Genomic DNA, 17,830 nt, shown 5'->3' with positions numbered 1-17,830 from the left:
ATGGCGATTGCAGTTTTTGATGTGGACGGCACTCTTTTGCAGGGTGATTGTCTACTGATGGCATGCCGACGATCGCGTGATGCCTTGGGCACAGTCTTGGCAGTTCTGATCTGTATGCCTTGGCTGATTGCATGGCAACTACGCCTCATCAAAACTGGACGTTGCAAAGAGAAGGTAATTGCAGCCTTTCGTATCTGTGAGGCCGTTAATAAGGCCGCATTGAACGGTCGCCAGGATTGGTTACTGCCAATGCTGCAGCGTCAACTACGTGGTGAAGCGGTTCAGAGATTGCAATGGCATCAGAAGCGTGGTGATCGAGTATTGCTCTGCTCTGCTTCACCGCGCTTGCTCTTGCAACCACTAGCCGATGCTTTGGGCGTAGAGCTGCTCTGCACTGAATTAGCAAGAGTAGAGGGTTTATGGCAACCGCAATTGGTGAGTGCTAATTGCAAGGGCTCCGAGAAGGTGCGATGCCTGGAAGCCCATTTAGGGCCACTCAAACATTTGACAATTGAAGCCTATGGCGATAGTCGGGGCGATCGGGAATTACTCCAAGCTGCCGCAATCCCCCACTACCGCAGCTTTTGCACTGAACCAAGGCCCTACCCTGCTTTCTCGCTGGGCGCTTTGTTGCCATTGATAGCTCTGACCCTGCTGAGCTATGGGCTGTTGGGGAGTTGGAGCCAGGGCGACAAGTTACTTCCGCTATTTCTACGCCTTTTGCCACAGATATCAGTGGGGCTGCTGCTTGTACTGGTTAGCTATACGGTTCGCTACGGCAGGTGGAGGCTGTTGCTGGCAGCTCTCTTCTTGCAACCACCCATAGCAGATGATGCCCGGATCTGGATGGGTTCCTATGCTTTTACCGCTACGCCAGGTAAAAGCGGAGAAGCTGTTCGTTCTTGGCTACTCAAGCAGAACTGCAATATCCCGGCACCCCCGACTCTGATGGCGTTGGCGGTAGAACGACTCACTGACGGTACTTCTGTACTGCTTATTTTGTTGTTCAATCTGCCCTTGCTGCTGCGTTGGCAACTGCCTTTCGTTTTGCTATGCACCTTGGGGCTAATTGCTGTGATCGGGTTCTGGCTGTTGGGCTCAGGACGATGGTTGAGATCGTTGTTTTACTCAACTGCTAACAAGTTGCTGCCTGAGAAGTTTGTCAGCGCAAGCGGGGATGGTCTGATTGCATTACGGCAATTGTTGCGACCGCGGCTCTTGCTAACGGCAACCATACTTGGGGTAGTGGCATGGTCATTAGAAGGCCTCAGCCTATGGATATTGATTAAAGGCATCGGCGCAAGCGGCATCAACTGGGGTGAAGCAACAATTGCTCACACGGCCGCTGGCCTCCTCGGAGCTCTTTCCCTATTACCAGGTGGACTTGGCAGCACCGAGGCAGGCACCATTGGTCTGTTGAATCTCCAAGGTGTACCTCTTGCCGTCGCCACTCCGGCCACTCTGCTAATCCGCTTGATGACTATCTGGTTCGCTACGGGTCTGGGAGTGTTGTGCTTGCTATGGCAAGAGCGTAGAAACTGATGTCAGCTGCTGACTCTCAGCCCAGTCAAGACTGGAAACCAGCATGGAGCAGTTTCATTGCCCTGACACTCATAGCTGTGGCTTTAACGGCGATGCTGCAGAGGCCAGCTTCTGAGCGCCAAGTACTTGTAGCGTCGTCCCACAAGCTGCTGCTGTGGCTTCCAGTGCTCTACGGCATCGTGGCAGTCAGCTATGCAGGCCGTTATTGGCGCTGGAGGCTATTACTGGGCCGAATTGGAATCGGTCGACTGAGTTGGGCCGATCTGATCGGCTGGTTTCGTGGCTTTGCCCTTACGGCAACCCCCGCCAAGTTGGGCGAACTCAATCGGATTCGGCAGCTCCATAGGCAGCTGCACTACCCCCGCAGCCCCCTGGTGCACGTCTTTGTAGTTGAACGCATCGCTGATGCATCTGCCGTGGCTTTTCTGCTGATGCTGTTGACGCCGAAGCAATTGATAGTGCATCTTTCAGGCCTGAATTGGATCGTTGAACTACTGCTGGCTGTGGGGGTGTTGGCTGTTGTTTTCTTTTCCGCCTTACGCCCCCTGCGCTGCTTCTTATCCAATCGCCTAAAAAGCTGGCATCATCATCTACCCAGCGGCGCTCTGGGGCGCGCCATCTGGCCCGCCATATTGATTTCAATGGCGCTCTGGGCCAATGAGGCCTTAGTGCTTTGGTTACTAGTGCACTTGCTGAGCCCTACACCTATCAGCATCCCAACAGCCATCAGCATTTATTTGCTGTCTGGTGTCATCGGCATAGCTTCATCATTACCTGGCGGGGTTGGAGTGAATGAGGCCGTCACAGTCTTGCTTTTAAGCAGACTGGACATTGGCGCTGCAGTGGCCCTGCCGGTTGCGGTGCTTAGGCGAATTATCACCCTTTGGTCAATCGTGGCTCTCGCTGCTGCGATTAGGATTTTCTGGCCTTATCCAGCCTTCTCATCTAGCAGGTTTGCGAAAGGATGAACACTATGGGTCAAGCAGCGAGAACTCCGATTCGCAGCTCCTTTGTGCTCGGAAGTACCAGTGAAATAGCCCAGGCAATTTGCCATGAGTTGGCTCGATGTGGCTGTCGTCAGTTCCATTTGATTGCCCGCAACCAGGCTGGGAACGAACAACTGGCCGAACAACTAAGAAATCACTATGGCGCCGTCGTCACCCAGGAGCAGACCGATCTTTTGACTGATGTAGCCCTTGATGGTCCTGGCAAGCCGCAGGTGGGCAACTATGACTTGTATTTGATCACTGCGGGTTCTCTTGGTGATCTCGAACTAGCGCGCAACGATGCCACTGAGGCCTTGCGAATCACAGCTGCAAACTACAGCGGTCTGCTGCCATGGTTAAGTGCGATTGCTACTCCTGAGCGGCTGTCTTGCCCGGGGCGGTTGTGGGTATTCAGTTCAGTGGCAGCTGATCGTGGCAGACCCTCCAACTATCACTACGGAGCAGCCAAAGCTGCTCTTACTGCGTTCTGCGAGGGTCTACAACTGCGCTGCCAAAGGAAGCCTTTTGCAGTGCGCACCATCAAGGCTGGCTTTATGGCCACATCGATGACGATTGGCAAGGCACCAAAAGTTCTGTGCGTTAGTCCACAATCGGTCGCGCGTGATCTACTGAGACGCCCCAACCGTCGAGGTATCGAATACCTCCCCTGGTGGTGGGCACAGATCATGTGGTTCATTCGCTTGTTGCCTGCGCCCTTTGCTTCAAGGCTGTGACCTTGCCCCTCTCTTCGCAAACACAAATCCTCAGCGGTTGGGGCCGCACAATGCCAGTGCAGGCAAAGGTTGTGCAGCCAGCCAGCGTCCAACAAGTCCAGGAGCTAGTGCGTCAGGCCAGCCCGGCCTCACTGATCGCTAGAGGGCTAGGCCGCTCATACGGTGATGCGGCCCAACTGGATGGTGCCTCTGCGGTTGAGATGGGAGCCTTTGATCAAATCAACCTTGATCTTGTCAAAGGCTCTGTGACAGCCGGCGCAGGGGTAAGTCTGAATCAGTTGCTGCGGGTGATCGTGCCGGCAGGCTTTTTTTTGCCCGTCACCCCTGGCACTCGTAACGTCACCATTGGCGGTGCCATTGCAGCAGATGTGCACGGCAAAAACCATCACGTTGATGGCAGCTTTGGCAATCATCTCCAACGGCTGTTGCTTGTTGATGGCAGCGGCAAGCTGCGTGAGCTCACCCCCAGCGGGAAAAGCAGCGTGGATGAAAGCGAACAGTTCTGGGCAACGGTGGGTGGGATGGGTCTCACCGGCATCATCGTGGAAGCCACCTTTTCACTCATCCCAATCAGCAGCTCTTTGATCAGCGTCAATACCGCTCGATATCACAATCTCGATGAGCTGATGGCGGCGATGGTGGCGTCTGATAGCAATTACCGTTACAGCGTCGCCTGGATCGACAGCCTCGATGCAAAGGGCCGCGGAGTTCTCAGCTGCGGTGACCATGCCCTTGCCGAACAACTACCCACCAGCCAACAGGCTGATCCACTGGTTTACGACCCCAAGCCCTTGGCCTCAGCACCGACTTTTCTCCCTGGAGGGCTACTCAACAAGCTCACCGTACGAGCCTTTAACGAAGCCTGGTTTCGCAAGGCACCCAAGCAGAGGCTAGGTGAATTGCAGACAATCGGAGCCTATTTCCACCCTCTTGATGGTGTGCAGGACTGGAATCGTATCTATGGCCCGGCCGGTTTTTTGCAGTATCAATTCGTTGTGCCAGACAACGCCTCACACTTAGTGCTCTACACGCTAGAAGCCTTGCGAAAAATTGGCACTTCGAGCTTTTTGACTGTGCTCAAGCGTTTTGGTCCTAGTAACCCAGGCCACTTGTCGTTTCCAATGCAGGGATGGACACTTGCAGTGGATCTTCCTGCAGCGGTACCGGGATTATTTGAGGTACTTGACCATCTAGATGAACACATAGCTGCTGAGAATGGCAGACTTTACCTAGCGAAAGATTCGCGCCAATCAGCCACAATCCTTCGCCGAACTTATCCACGACTGGAGGAGTGGCAGCAAGCAAGAGAAAAGCTTGACCCCAGCAAAGTCTTCTCTTCAGACATGGCTATTAGAACTGGACTTTAGACCAATCATTCTCATCAATCTAGAGAACACTCCCTGACACTATCTGCATGTATATAACGCAATCATTCTGCGCCAACAATTCAATGCTTCTCTAGCTAACATGATCGTTGTCAACAAGTAGGGTCATCGGCTGGGGATAGCGAAGAAGATACAGTCCAAAACTATTCATCTTGAAGCAAATCAGCTAAGCTAAATATTGGCTTGCAAAAAATACTTAGAAATTTTGCTTAAGCCAAATACTGCCGGTTGAATCATACCCAATCGGCTAAGGATTGGATTCAAAAGCAATATCGTGAATCACAGGCATACCTGCCAGAACATACATTCAGCCAAAAGAGTGGTTGTCAAGGCCACATTGCAAGAGCTTAAAAAGCCCATCAACCAAACAGTCTACAAATTAACAAAAAGAGAATGTCAGCATTTAGCGATCTCAAGAAGAGGTATTCCAATGGAAGTAGCATCAACAAATCAACCTTTGCAGAAATTTTATGCCGGCTACATTGCATTTATTATGCCCAATAAGTAGGCCTTACAATGTGATTTAAAACTGGCTTGATCCTACCGGTCAGCGCCAAGGCTAAAATCAAGAAATTAATAGAGGCTTCTATTGATTTGAAAAAACATGGATGGCTACAGCTTTTTATGAGTCACTTCTGGGGTGTCTCATTATCTTCAGCAGACAGCATTGTGATGCTGATGCTTTCCGCTACATTCCTCCGAGGCATACTGCGCAATATTAGTGAAAACAATAGCTACAACGATTCTTGGACTGTTGGGGAATGGCTTATAAACTACTCAGGAGGCTTTGTACGCCGAGGGCTGCCTGGCTCCGGCATTTATCATCTAACAATTCTCACAGGAGTTAATCCTGAAAATCTTGTTTTAGCTATATCTCTTTTATTCTTCGCAATTTTAGCGATCTTTCTCTGCTGGCGTAGAGAGCTGTTGTTGCATCCACTGGTCATTCTTTCATCAGTAGGGCTTCTCGGGCCATTGACAACTGGCAATTTGATCCGAAAGGATTTTACTGTACTAATTCTTTTGCTTGCTTGTCTATTAATTCTTAGGGCCTGGTGGTCTCGTCGATGGTCGACAATTCCAGCTCTAATCATGATCAATACAATCTCAATTATGGGCATCCTTAGCCAGGAAATATATGGTTTTGTTGCACTACCAATATTAATTCTAATAGCAGGTTATTTGATCGCGCTAGATAGAAATTGCCATGTATTTATTTTTTGGAAAGGTTTAATAAGGGCCTTTCTATTCTTGCTCCCTACTTTGGCAATATTTTCCTTAGTTCTGCACTCGCGTGGCAATAGTGAGATTGCCCATGCCATCCATAGTTCGTGGGTAGCACTTGCCGATCTAATGGGGCCGTCAGACAAGCTAATCAGTGGATCACCCGATGGAGCAATTAAGGCCCTAGCCAGGGTCCCTGGCACTCAATTTGCAAAAACCTATAAAATCTTCAAAGGCTTTGCGGGTCCGATTTGGGTGCCCCTGGCTTGGCTGATAACGGCCATGGCTGGATTACGTCTACTCTTGGCAGGATTTGGCCATAGTGCCATGGCCAATATTAATTATGATCGCTTTAAATTACGCCGCTTTGCTCTCATGGTGGCCTCGATCCAAATTATCGCCATTGCACCCCTATTTATACTCGGAACCGACTATGGTCGCTGGCTATCATTCTGGTATCTAAGCACTTTACTAATCGTATTGGTTTGGGCCCAAACGGATCTGATTAATGTTAATCAATATTCCTCCATTCATTTGCTTATACCAACATCTATCGATTCGTACTTCATCAAAATGCAGAATTGGCTTTGTTCTGATATGCATCCGAACACCCTTCGTTGGCTTGTAATCCTTCTAGGGATACCAGAACATGCTTCCTGGAGCCTAATGGAGTGGCTTGCCGCCACTCCATTAGGCTATCTAATTTACCTCTAAGAATTAATGATTTAATATTATCAATACCTTGCGAATTCGCGATCAGCAATCAAAACACTTCTATGCGATTCAGAATAATATGATTATTTCTTTAATATTTACGCCAAATGCGGCCTCCGAATGATCAAACCCTAAAGCAATTACTACTATCCAAGTATTACCATGAAGTTGATTCTAACAACCAGGAGATGGTGAAAGAATACAATGGCCCCGCTGATTAAGTTTAGCCTTCTCTTCAAGCGATATTGTTCCGCGAGGGCTAATCCAAAGCGCTCGTTTAGATCCTCAGCAGATCATTCACTAGCCTGAAGCGTGGCGCCTCGCAAAGAAGCCTGCCACCAAAATGCAAGCCAGCAAGCAATCCCAACAAACTTAAAGCCCTCTTCAAACAACTGCACCGTGGCGTAGCCAATGGGCAATAGATCCTGAACCTTATCGCTGACTATCGAGAGGCCCAGAAGCATGGCCGCCGCCAGGAATGCCACAACATCAGCCTGGATGACTAATTTGCGAAAGCGTAACAAGATGAATAGGGCCAAAATGGCATAGGAGGTATATAGAAAATCAGGGCCTATATGACGATCATGCAGTAAAAATAAATCATCGAGACAAAGACTAGTGGAAAAAATGCCACCCACTAGCAACAGCTGACACCAATCACGCTTTATTGCTAGCCCAGAGAGGGAAACAAAAAGGCTTATGGCTGCCGCTGCAGCCCAAAGCAAAAATCCAAAATTAGAAAGCATGCCAACAGCAACTGGGAAGTCGCATGTCTGCATTAGATCCGTTAAAACTTTTCCAGGTTGAATACCCGCAGCTGCCGAGAGAGACAGCACAACAATGTAGACGATTAATGCCGGGAAAATAGCAACAACCAAGAGGCGGGTGAAAGGATTACGCAGCATCAAAACTCATAGACAAGCATCAAGCCGGGACCTTACCTGTGGCTTGAGTGGAGTTGTGAGGTTCCAACAAGACCTTCACATCTGCCCCAAATAAGCCTCGCTGCCAAGCTCCAACAAGCGAGCATCCTTGGCGACCACAGCATCGTGAAGATCCTGGCGGTAGGCCCTCAACCGCTCTGCAAGCTTTGGATCGCAGATCGCCAGGATCTGAGCCGCCAGCAAGCCAGCATTAAGCCCTCCACCAATCGCCACTGTTGCCACAGGGATTCCCCCAGGCATCTGCACAATCGAATGCAAGGAATCCACCCCGGAAAGAGCCCTGCTCTGCACAGGTACTCCAATCACTGGCAGCGTGGTGAGTGACGCCACCATGCCCGGCAAATGAGCAGCACCGCCGGCACCTGCCACGATCACCTTCAAACCTCTCTGATGAGCTTCCTTTGCAAAGGCCACCATCTCAAGGGGCGTACGGTGCGCAGAAAGCACACGCACCTCCACCTTCACACCGAACTCCTCTAAGACGGTGACGGCCGGTTGCAGGGTTGGCAAATCAGAATCACTACCCATCACCACAGCCACCTGCGGCGGCGATTCAGCAGCTGCCAAAGGCACAGGCAGAGAAGCAGAGGTCACGATGAATAATGACGACAATGCCATGGTCCCGCACTAGCACCACCTGGCCACCTCCCATGCATCGGATCACCCACATCCGCCTGCCCGAACCTCTCAACAAAGCCGTGGACACCAAGCTGTGGTGGATGGCCTTAGATGAACACAAGCGGGTGCTCAGTATTCAACCCATGGCAGATGGCTCTGCCATGGACGGGGAGAGCTGGCAGGGCGACTGGCTCAGCCCCATGGGCATCGATCTACAAATCAATGGAGGGCTGGGATTGGCCTTCCCTGAGCTCACCGCCAAAGACATTCCCCAGCTCCTGAAGCTGCTCGACAAACTCTGGCAAGACGGTGTACAGGCAATCTGCCCCACGCTTGTGAGCTGCGGGGTAGCAGCCCTGCGTCAATCTTTAACGGTGCTGCATGCAGCCCGAGAACAACACTGCCCGCAACGCTGTGAACTGCTGGGGGCCCACCTTGAAGGCCCTTTTCTGGCAATGGCACGCCACGGCGCCCATCCCCTGGAGCATCTCTGTGCTCCGAGCCTAAGGGCACTGGATGAACGCATTCGCGGCTTTGAGCAAGACATCAGTTTGATGACCCTGGCTCCAGAACTTCCCGGATCATCTGAAGTGATTGAACGACTCAGGACCCTAGGCATCGTGATATGCCTAGGGCACTCGAACGCAGATGGGGAAGCCTCTGCCGATGCCTTCTCCCAGGGAGTGGGAATGCTGACCCACTCCTTCAATGCCATGCCCGGTCTTCACCATCGTGCAGCTGGCCCGATGGGGGAAGCCTGCATGCATGGAGAGATCGCTATGGGACTAATCGCCGATGGAGTTCATGTTGACCCCACCATGGCGGTGCTATTGCAAAGACTGGCACCACAACAGCTGGTACTTGTGAGCGATAGTCTCGCTCCCTACGGCCTCAAAGATGGCAAGTATCGCTGGGATGAAAGAGTTCTGCTGGTCGAAAAAGGAACCTGTCGTTTGGAAGATGGCACTCTGGCAGGAGTCACATTGCCTCTCCTGGAAGGGAGTCGACGTTTAGCTACTTGGAGTGGTGAACCTGCCGCGGCCATCTGGGCTGCCACCATGGCCCCTCGTCAGGTAATAGGCAATGGCCGCACACTGGATGAGCTACTTGTGAATCAGCCCTTAACAGACTTACTCCGCTGGCAGTGGAAACCGGATACTGAAGAGCTGATCTGGAAGCATGCTGCTTAAGATCCCGATCGTCTGAAGCCAACTCAATGGCCATGGAACAGCGCCAAGAGCTCAAACAGGCCGAAAAAACTGAAGTAGCCAACTACTTCAACGGAACAGGGTTTGATCGCTGGAATCGCATCTACAGCGAAAGTGATGATGTCAATAAAGTGCAGCGCAACATCCGCATCGGCCATCAAAAAACGGTGGATGATGTGCTCGCCTGGCTTCAGGAACGCGGTGATCTGAGTGGCATGAGTTTCTGCGACGCCGGCTGCGGGGTAGGAAGCCTCAGCCTTCCTCTGGCCGCAATGGGGGCTGGATCAATTGCCGCAAGTGACATTTCCGCCGCCATGGTGGCCGAAACCAAACGCCGCGCTGCAGATGCGGAGCTGGATCTAAGCCGACTAACCTTCAGCACCTCCGACCTGGAAAGCCTGCAGGGTTGCTTTCACACCGTGATCTGCCTGGATGTCTTCATCCACTACCCCCAACAAGCAGCGGAAGAGATGGTCCGTCACCTATGCGGACTCACACAAGAAAGTTTGCTAGTGAGCTTTGCCCCTTACACCCCTCTACTAGCGCTACTCAAACGCATTGGCCAGCTGTTCCCAGGGCCTAGCAAAACAACTCGCGCGTATACCCTTCGCGAAGACGGCATCATCAAAGCCGCAAGGGGCTGCGGATTCGAACCCATCCGCAGCAAACTCAATCAGGCTCCATTCTACTTTTCACGACTAATTGAGTTCAAGAAAAGTTAGAGCCACAGCCAAATCTTCTGGCAAAAACAATAGGGACAGACAATATCTATCAAGCTCAATCAAGCCTAAATTGGCTGAACAAGTTAATATCAACTACCACTACATCTCCGGGCTTAACAAATGCGGTGCCCACCAGCCCAGTATAAGAGCCACCCTCACCAATAACTGAAAGCCTATCGCTCTCAGGAAAGATGCTGGCAAGAACAAGATCAATCGCACTGGATTGATTAATGGCTTTCCACTGGCTAGCGCTTAAACCGAGAGAACCCAGGCCTTGTAACTGAAGATTGCCTTTCTTCAACCTCAAAGTTCCCTCAAAATGGGTCACAAAAGCCCGCCTCATCACAATCTGCTAAACAGCATAAAAGGTTGATTTCGGCTGAGCACAAGAAGCATCCTCAGAAACATCAAAAACATACGTCATATGATCTCCAACTGAAATTTATCCGTCCTGATTTGCATCAGAGAAAAACGTAGATTTTATTTTTCAAATTAATAATTTCAGGTCCAATCTTTCAGACTGCAACACTTGATACTGGCGCACAGAATTCAAAGAGAATGCAATCAGCAACCCACGCTTCAAAATCAACAAGTCACGAGCTCTTGGCGATGCAACGATCACCCTCACTGGTGCAATAGGCGCCGCTCATCTTTCTGTCTTCATCTGGAGGCGCCGCGGCGAGCAGGCTGTGAAGCCATGCAGACGGTTGCGGTAGGGCACATCCAGAAGCCTGTGAGCATGAAGACAATAACCACCATCACCTGGTGTTGCTGCTGATGAAATCTGCCCATCAAAACCGTAGAGAGGGTCTCCAATCAAGGGTGAACCAATCGCTGCCAGATGGATTCGGATTTGATGCGGACGTCCAGTTTGAATTGCTACCTCCAGCAAATCTGCATCCTGACGTCGCTCCAGCAATCGCACAGTTGACAAGGCTGTAAGAACACGAGATTCAGACTGCTTTGAATCATATTGCCGAGATGAATCAGCAGCAACCCAAACCTTGCCCACCATGGGGTGAGCCGTCTGCACAATCGGGACCCTGATCGTGGCAACCTCATCGCAATGGACATTCAGATTGCGGTGCGCCAAAGCGCGATAAATCTTCTTGCAGCCTTGATCACCGGCAGTGGCACGACGAAACATCGCTGAGAGTTTCGCTCGAGTCTCCCTTTGCCTAGCGCAGATCAACAGTCCCGATGTAAACCGTCCCAGGCGATGCACCGGCCTTGGCAGCCGAGACTCCCCATCCAGCTGACAACGACGTTGCAGCAGCCCCGTCAGCGTGTGATCAAGGAACCCCCCACCTGGGATCACCGGCAACCCTGAAGGCTTATTGACGACCAGCAGATCGCCATCATCAAAAATCACCTCCCAGCTCGCCGGAACCGCAGCTTCCAGCCATGGAGGGCGCTGCCAACACACCTGATCACCTGAGGCGAGCAGCTGATCCAATCGCACCAGCTCGCCATTCAGCCGAATCTGCCCCGCCTGCAAACGCTGTTGCCATACATCGCGACTCGAGTGGGTGTAATGCACCGCAAGCAACTCCACCAACCCTCGACCAGCATCCACAGCAGCAATGCGTTGGCTGTAAGTCCAGCCATGGTTGAAGCTGGCTGAGAGCCAATCCGCATCAGACACGCCATTGCAGCCTGCCAATGGTCATGTCACTAACTGGTTTTCCAAGGCATAACGAACCAACTCAGTGCGACTTGACGTGCCCGTTTTGATGAACAGACGACTCACGTACTTCTCAACATTGCGAATTGATGTCTCCAACTTCCGAGCGATCTCCTTATTCATCAACCCCTCAGCCACCAATTGCAGAACACTCGCCTCCCGCGGCGTGAAATTGTGAAGCGCTACATCCTTGGATGAACTGCCATCACCATGGGCAAGCATGGTGCGAATCTCTGTGATCTGCCGGGCCATCTGACCCACATCAGTATCCGCGAAACGAGCTGCTTCCCGAAGAAGGCGATCTTGCCGACGAACCACGTTGCGGACACGAGCCACCAACTCCTCAGGGTCAAAGGGTTTAGGGATGTAGTCATCCACCCCAGCCAGATAACCCTCGGTGCGATCGGCCGTCATCCCCTTAGCAGTGAGAAAAATCACAGGAGTGCCACCCAAGCGCTCGTCCTCCCGCATCCGCTTAAGGAGTCCATAGCCATCACAACGCGGCATCATCACATCGCTGATGACCAAATCAGGCAGCATCTCTTGAGCCTTCTGCCAGCCATCGTCTCCATCGACAGCCGTGGTGACCTCAAATCCTTCATCCTCCAGATAAGCCTGCACCGCAGTGCGCAGTCCGGGTTCATCATCAACCAGTAGTAACCGCGGAGACGGGGCAGCCTCGACATTCTGGGGAAGGGTCTCACTCATGGGCCAACAGGATTGCAAGCTGCAAAAATCTAGAAGCGATCGCCCCAACAGTCCTGAAGCGATAGGGACCTCAACGGACTGGTCCGACCAAGACTTCTTGGGATTCAACCAACACGGTTGAATAACCGAGTGATAGAGCCTTCTCTTTCAGATTGGTTGGATCTGTGCCGCCCAGCTCTGGGACACAAGCCGCCCACCACACAAGATGATCCTCCCGATTCGCTGGATTCACAATTCCCCCTGGATTAAGACGACGCACATACACCGCTCTGCGATCTCGGGTGATCCGTAGAGGTTCTTCGGTACTGCAGCTCACTGACTCCGTGTGAACGTTGAGGTCATATGACCACTCCTGCCAAAGTTTGAAGCGGCGCAGATCCTGATCAAACTTGTCCGTCTTGAGCGCATACATCCCCAAGAGATAGTCGCCACCAACATCAGGGCGCTTAATTAACACCACCAAATTGGCAGGCCTACTCTTCTTCATCTGCTCAATAACCTCCTGAGGCTCAATAGCCTCTGAAGGGCGAAGGCATAACAAAAACAAGGCCGTGAGGCTCAGACCAACGATCCTGAAAGAACGACGCATGCGCGACAGAGCAACGGAACTTTCCACCATGCTGCCAAGCCTTTCCAGTGGATCCCTAAAACAATCCCCCCTTTGCTTGGATTATCAGGCAACCACACCCTGTGCTGCCGAGGTTATAAAGGCCATGGCCGCCTACTGGAGCGAGGACTGGGGAAATGCCTCAAGCCGCCAACATCGCTCTGGATTGAAGGCCGCAGCCGCCGTGAGCCTCGCTCGAGAGCAACTGGCCTGCCATCTGCGCGTCACGCCGCAACGAGTGATCTTTACGAGCGGTGCCACAGAAGCTAATAACCTGGCGCTAGTGGGCCATGCCAGGGCAAGAGCAGAACAACGCGGAGCACCAGGCCACCTGATCACGCTGGTTACTGAACACCATGCCGTACTCGATCCGCTGCGCCAACTGCAAAAGGAAGGTTTCCGACTAACGGAACTACAACCACGGGCGGATGGTCTACTGCGACCGGCGCAACTGGCTGAGGCATTTGAAAACGACACGCTGCTCGTGAGCGTGATGGTGGCCAACAATGAAACGGGCGTCATCCAACCCCTAGCAGAGCTGTCAGAGCTTTGCCGTAAGCGTGATGTGGTTCTGCATAGCGATGCCGCGCAAGCCTTTGGTCACGTCCATCTCGATCCAGATGCTCTCGGGCTCGATCTGATCAGCATCAGCGGCCACAAGCTTTACGGCCCCAAAGGGATCGGCGCACTCGTCGTACGTCCTGAAATGCCAATCAAACCCTTGCAGTGGGGTGGAGGCCAAGAGCAAGGCCTAAGGCCCGGGACACTACCCGTGCCATTAATTGTGGGCCTCGCTAAAGCCGTAGAACTAGCCATGGAGGACATCACGAGCCGCCAAGTAAAGCTCTGCACGCTGCGCAATCAACTCTGGGATGGTTTACGAGAACGCCTGCCCGATCTCATCCTCAATGGATCGCTAGAACAAAGGCTGCCTCACAATCTCAACATCACAATTCCAGGAGTGCGCGGCAGCAGCCTGCATCAACAATTGCGACCGCTCATTGCTTGCAGCAGTGGCTCTGCCTGCAGCCAAGGATCCCCATCCCATGTGCTGATGGCATTAGGTCGCACATCAGCTGAGGCGGAAGCCTCGCTTCGACTGAGCTTGGGTCGCAACACCTCAAGCGAAGAGATCACCCAGGCTGTGGAGTCGATTAGCACTGTCGTGACCGACCTGAGAGCTGGATAGCAACACCTGCCTCACAATCGATGTCGCAGTTTCCAAAAATCCTGAGCAAAACTTTTACTGCGGCTACTTTTTAGAAGTATCTGTAACGAAGACGGTGGCAACTACTCCAACCGGCTCCAACCTTCAGGTGCTCAAAGCCGTCGAGGACGGCTGGAACGCCTTCTGTAAAGCTCCCTGGAGTTTTTTACTTTTCCAAATCCTGGTGGGGGTGGTCACGCTCCCCTTCATCGGCATTGCGGTAATTGGTGGTGCACGCATCGCCGCTCTCAAAGAAGTTGCAGGATTCAATACTGGAGGTCTACATCCAGTCCTGGGTTATCTACTGCTGATCGTTGGCCTGATCGGTTACATCATCGTGGTGTTATGGGGAATTGTGGGACTGATCCGAGGCGCTTGGACTGCACTCGATGGTCGAAAGCCTGACTTCGCCGTCTTTACACGTTGGGATCAAACCTCCAGCTGGCGGCTACTGGGCTCATTGATCCTTTATATCGTCGTGATCGCGGTTGCCTCAGTGATTGCCTACCTGATAGGCCTGGGGCTAGGCCAGATCAATCAAGCCCTGATCGTGATTCCAAGCATTGCCCTAGCAATCTTTGCAATCTGGTTCCTGGTCACCCAACAGTTCCTCGTTCAAAACAGCCTGCTTGGCAGCAAGAACTCAGCCAATGCATTGAGTTCTGGTATCAATGTGATCAACCCTTCATGGTGGATCGTGCTCTGGCTGCTGATCGTGGAGGCTGTGATCCATGGCATCGCCGCCACCTTCCATTATGGGGGCCTCTTTGTGATGGTTCCTGCCATGGTTTGCATCTCAACTGCTGCCTACCGTCAGTTGTTCGGCAGCACAGACAACACTGGCCTGCTTAAGCCCAACTGAGCAGCAAAAAACCAGCGATGCCGAGTAGCGCCAAAACGAACTGGGCTACTCGGCTCACCAATAAGCCAGCAACCACTGCAAGCCCGACCAGCGCACCACGACGAGCTGCAAGCAACCATCCAAGTGCTAATGGAGGTTGACTAGCCGTCAACGTTTCCACCAAAGCAGCACCCAGCCAAGGTCCAAAGAGAGCCCCTAGCAATGGGCCTCCAAAAGGCAGCGCAGGCAACAGACCCACCAAGCCAAGCAGCAGCCCCAATCCAGCACCCAAAACTGCCCAGCGGCTTGCGCGTAAACGAGCAGAAGCAAGAGCTACCGCTAACAGATCAGCAATAAGGCCAAGAAAAAAAACAATGCAGGCCAAACCAAGGCTGAGCCAACCTGCACTCCAGCCCACATGCCAAACCCATAACCCAGCCCCGAGCGGCAACCACAACAAACTCGGTAGCACCGGAAACAATGCTCCAGGGAGAGCTAACAGTTGCACTCCAACAGCCCACCACCAGATTGGATCAGCGGGCATCGGCAGTCATCGCTTGAGGCAAGCGGCGAGCGAACCGACACTTTGCACTACGGCTACGTGGATTGGCAGCGATTTCCATCTCACTGGCCACCAAAGGCTTACGGGTTAGCCGCTCCAGGCGCTGATCACGCAAGAAAGCAGTCTTGACACGACGGTCTTCAAGGGAATGAAAGCTGATCACTGCGAGCAAACCACCTGGTACTAACCAGTCAGGGGCCTTTTGCAAGAAGCGATCTAAGGCATCCAATTCATCATTCACAGCAATGCGCAGGGCCTGAAAAGTGCGGGTGGCTGGATGGATACGACCACGACGGGCCTTCGGCGAATAGCAACCAGCCACCGCATAAGCCAAAGCGGCGGTGCCGGCATAGGGTCCTTGCTCTGCCAGATCGTGCTTAATGCGCCGGGCGATGCGACGGGACAAGCGCTCCTCGCCATAGGCATAGATGAGATCTGCTAGCTCGGTTTCTTCGAGACGCCCAATCAGCTCAGCCGCCGTTTCGCCCACCTGGGGGTTCATGCGCATGTCGAGCGGACCATCGAGGCGAAAGCTAAAACCTCTTTGCGCCACATCCAGTTGGGGACTGCTCACTCCCAAGTCAGCCATCACCACCACTGCCGGCTCGGCAGGACTGAAATCGACAAAATTAGTCGCCACGATCGTGACGCGATCTCCAAATAGCGCCAGTCGCTCAGCCGCCGCCGCACGAGCCGTGGGGTCTTGGTCCAAACCGATCAGGCGGAGATCTGGATGACGTTCCAACAACAGAGCACTATGGCCGCCGCCGCCCAGGGTGGCATCAATGATCAACCCGCCATCGAGCAGCTCTGCAGGCAAAGCAGCGACAGGCTGCGACACGGCATCTTCCATTACGGACAGATGCTTGAAACCTGAATCCGAGTTAATGGACGAATCGGGCATGGGTTCCTTCCTAAGATCCCGCTAACGCTCTGCAACTCAAGGCCCCATGTCGCAGCTGGAAACGCGTACGGAGCCAATGGTCGTCAACTTCGGCCCCCATCATCCCTCGATGCATGGAGTGCTGAGGCTGGTGGTCACCCTCGACGGTGAAGACGTCGTGGACTGCGAACCGGTGATCGGTTATCTCCATCGGGGCATGGAAAAAATTGCCGAAAACCGCACGAGTGTGATGTTCGTGCCCTACGTGAGCCGCATGGACTATGCAGCCGGAATGTTCTACGAGGCAATCGTCGTGAACGCTCCGGAGCGCTTGGCCAACATCTCTGTGCCTAAGCGAGCAAGCTACATCCGCGTGCTGATGCTCGAGCTCAATCGCATTGCCAACCACCTTCTCTGGCTTGGCCCCTTCCTGGCTGATGTGGGTGCCCAAACACCCTTTTTCTATATCTTCCGAGAAAGAGAAATGATCTACGACCTGTGGGAAGCAGCCACAGGGCAACGATTGATCAACAACAACTATTTCCGCATCGGTGGCGTCGCCTGTGATTTGCCCTGGGGCTGGCTAGAGAAATGCCAAGACTTCTGCGACTGGTTTGGTCCCAAAATCGATGAGTACGAAAAACTAATCACCAACAACCCAATCTTCCGTCGCCGCATCGAAGGTTTGGGCGCCATTGGACGAGATGAGGCGATCAATTGGAGCCTTTCAGGGCCGATGCTGCGGGCTTCAGGAGTGCCATGGGATCTACGCAAAGTGGATCACTACGAGTGCTATGACGACTTCGATTGGGATGTCGCCTGGGAGAAAGAAGGCGATTGCTATGCGCGCTATCGCGTTCGGATCGAAGAAATGCGCCAATCGCTGAAGATTCTGCGCCAAGCCTGCGAGATGATCCCAGGCGGCCCAACAGAAAACCTCGAAGCTCAGCGCATGGCCGAGGGTAAGAAGAGCCCCTTTACCGGGTTTGACTATCAATACGTTGCCAAGAAAGTTGCACCCACCTTCAAGATCCCCAATGGTGAGCTTTACACCAGGCTTGAGTCAGGCAAGGGAGAAATCGGCGTCTTCCTACAGGGCAACAATGACGTCACACCGTGGCGTTTCAAAATCCGCGCTGCTGACCTCAATAACCTGCAAATCCTTCCCCATATCCTCAAGGGAGCGAAAGTGGCAGACATCATGGCCATTCTTGGCTCCATCGACGTGATCATGGGTTCTGTGGATCGCTAAGGCACAAGG

Annotated in this window: 18 protein-coding genes; 10 read left to right on the top strand and 8 right to left on the bottom strand. The window is 52.8% G+C overall.

Annotated elements, in window-relative coordinates; genetic code table 11:
- The 5 genes from SIB68_RS09965 (at position 1) to SIB68_RS09945 (ending at position 6,585) form a co-directional block, all read left to right on the top strand.
- Positions 1 to 1,542: a flippase-like domain-containing protein gene (locus tag SIB68_RS09965; protein ID WP_063401042.1), complete on the top strand. Its 1,542-nt coding sequence runs from the start codon at positions 1 to 3 to the stop codon at positions 1,540 to 1,542.
- A complete protein-coding gene (locus SIB68_RS09960) occupies positions 1,542 to 2,510 on the top strand; it encodes a lysylphosphatidylglycerol synthase transmembrane domain-containing protein (RefSeq protein WP_063401043.1) in 969 nt (322 codons plus the stop codon). The genes SIB68_RS09965 and SIB68_RS09960 overlap by 1 nt, the downstream gene beginning before the upstream one ends.
- Positions 2,507 to 3,262: an SDR family NAD(P)-dependent oxidoreductase gene (locus SIB68_RS09955; RefSeq protein WP_236069112.1), complete on the top strand. Its 756-nt coding sequence runs from the start codon at positions 2,507 to 2,509 to the stop codon at positions 3,260 to 3,262. The genes SIB68_RS09960 and SIB68_RS09955 overlap by 4 nt, the downstream gene beginning before the upstream one ends.
- Complete coding sequence (locus SIB68_RS09950) at positions 3,259 to 4,629, top strand: FAD-binding oxidoreductase (RefSeq protein ID WP_063401045.1); 1,371 nt, start codon at positions 3,259 to 3,261, stop codon at positions 4,627 to 4,629. Before SIB68_RS09955 ends, SIB68_RS09950 begins: the two co-directional genes overlap by 4 nt.
- Positions 4,630 to 5,181: 552 nt before the next feature.
- A complete protein-coding gene (locus SIB68_RS09945; RefSeq protein WP_063401047.1) occupies positions 5,182 to 6,585 on the top strand; it encodes a hypothetical protein in 1,404 nt (467 codons plus the stop codon).
- 293 nt (positions 6,586 to 6,878) lie between these two features.
- On the opposite strand, the gene SIB68_RS09940 is transcribed toward SIB68_RS09945, so the two are convergent.
- Both SIB68_RS09940 and purE read right to left on the bottom strand, forming a co-directional pair.
- Complete coding sequence (locus tag SIB68_RS09940; protein WP_063401048.1) at positions 6,879 to 7,490, bottom strand: hypothetical protein; 612 nt, start codon at positions 7,488 to 7,490, stop codon at positions 6,879 to 6,881.
- Between the two features lie 75 nt (positions 7,491 to 7,565).
- Positions 7,566 to 8,069, bottom strand: a complete 504-nt coding sequence (gene purE, locus SIB68_RS09935; protein WP_268873907.1) for a 5-(carboxyamino)imidazole ribonucleotide mutase — start codon at positions 8,067 to 8,069, stop codon at positions 7,566 to 7,568.
- A 62-nt stretch (positions 8,070 to 8,131) separates the two neighbouring features.
- On the opposite strand from purE, the gene SIB68_RS09930 reads away from it, so the two are divergent.
- Together SIB68_RS09930 and bchM are read left to right on the top strand one after the other, a co-directional pair.
- The gene (locus tag SIB68_RS09930) at positions 8,132 to 9,337 is read left to right on the top strand and encodes an N-acetylglucosamine-6-phosphate deacetylase (protein ID WP_236069114.1); all 1,206 of its coding nucleotides are present in this window, start codon (positions 8,132 to 8,134) and stop codon (positions 9,335 to 9,337) included.
- A 26-nt stretch (positions 9,338 to 9,363) separates the two neighbouring features.
- A complete protein-coding gene (bchM, locus tag SIB68_RS09925) occupies positions 9,364 to 10,077 on the top strand; it encodes a magnesium protoporphyrin IX methyltransferase (protein WP_063401049.1) in 714 nt (237 codons plus the stop codon).
- Between the two features lie 55 nt (positions 10,078 to 10,132).
- On the opposite strand, the gene SIB68_RS09920 is transcribed toward bchM, so the two are convergent.
- The 4 genes from SIB68_RS09920 to SIB68_RS09905 all read right to left on the bottom strand — a co-directional run bounded on the left by SIB68_RS09920 (position 10,133) and on the right by SIB68_RS09905 (position 13,058).
- Positions 10,133 to 10,405: a hypothetical protein gene (locus tag SIB68_RS09920; protein ID WP_236069117.1), complete on the bottom strand. Its 273-nt coding sequence runs from the start codon at positions 10,403 to 10,405 to the stop codon at positions 10,133 to 10,135.
- 318 nt (positions 10,406 to 10,723) lie between these two features.
- Positions 10,724 to 11,722 (bottom strand): pseudouridine synthase, encoded by a 999-nt coding sequence (locus SIB68_RS09915; protein WP_236069119.1) that lies wholly within the window; start codon positions 11,720 to 11,722, stop codon positions 10,724 to 10,726.
- 21 nt (positions 11,723 to 11,743) lie between these two features.
- Positions 11,744 to 12,469, bottom strand: a complete 726-nt coding sequence (locus SIB68_RS09910; protein WP_011131408.1) for a response regulator transcription factor — start codon at positions 12,467 to 12,469, stop codon at positions 11,744 to 11,746.
- A gap of 70 nt (positions 12,470 to 12,539) precedes the next feature.
- Complete coding sequence (locus SIB68_RS09905) at positions 12,540 to 13,058, bottom strand: hypothetical protein (RefSeq protein ID WP_236069121.1); 519 nt, start codon at positions 13,056 to 13,058, stop codon at positions 12,540 to 12,542.
- Between SIB68_RS09905 and SIB68_RS09900 the strand changes: the two genes are divergently transcribed.
- Both SIB68_RS09900 and SIB68_RS09895 read left to right on the top strand, forming a co-directional pair.
- The gene (locus tag SIB68_RS09900; RefSeq protein WP_236069123.1) at positions 13,057 to 14,265 is read left to right on the top strand and encodes a cysteine desulfurase family protein; all 1,209 of its coding nucleotides are present in this window, start codon (positions 13,057 to 13,059) and stop codon (positions 14,263 to 14,265) included. The genes SIB68_RS09905 and SIB68_RS09900 overlap by 2 nt on opposite strands.
- A 94-nt stretch (positions 14,266 to 14,359) precedes the next feature.
- Entirely contained in the window at positions 14,360 to 15,145 is a 786-nt protein-coding gene (locus tag SIB68_RS09895; protein ID WP_063401053.1) for a hypothetical protein, read from the top strand.
- Here SIB68_RS09895 and SIB68_RS09890 read toward each other — a convergent pair.
- Together SIB68_RS09890 and rsmH are read right to left on the bottom strand one after the other, a co-directional pair.
- The gene (locus tag SIB68_RS09890) at positions 15,132 to 15,668 is read right to left on the bottom strand and encodes a DUF456 domain-containing protein (protein ID WP_063401054.1); all 537 of its coding nucleotides are present in this window, start codon (positions 15,666 to 15,668) and stop codon (positions 15,132 to 15,134) included. The genes SIB68_RS09895 and SIB68_RS09890 overlap by 14 nt on opposite strands.
- A complete protein-coding gene (rsmH, locus tag SIB68_RS09885; protein WP_063401055.1) occupies positions 15,658 to 16,590 on the bottom strand; it encodes a 16S rRNA (cytosine(1402)-N(4))-methyltransferase RsmH in 933 nt (310 codons plus the stop codon). Before rsmH ends, SIB68_RS09890 begins: the two co-directional genes overlap by 11 nt.
- A gap of 46 nt (positions 16,591 to 16,636) precedes the next feature.
- Here rsmH and SIB68_RS09880 point away from each other — a divergent pair, with 46 nt between their 5' ends.
- The gene (locus SIB68_RS09880) at positions 16,637 to 17,821 is read left to right on the top strand and encodes an NAD(P)H-quinone oxidoreductase subunit H (RefSeq protein ID WP_063401056.1); all 1,185 of its coding nucleotides are present in this window, start codon (positions 16,637 to 16,639) and stop codon (positions 17,819 to 17,821) included.
- The last annotated feature ends 9 nt before the right edge of the window (positions 17,822 to 17,830 follow it).

Origin of the sequence: Prochlorococcus sp. MIT 1323, from assembly GCF_047304905.1 — a bacterium.
GTDB classification, from domain to species: domain Bacteria; phylum Cyanobacteriota; class Cyanobacteriia; order PCC-6307; family Cyanobiaceae; genus Prochlorococcus; species Prochlorococcus marinus_D.
The sequence above is the reverse complement of the archived record's forward strand: the minus strand, read 5'-3'. Positions and strand labels throughout refer to the sequence as shown.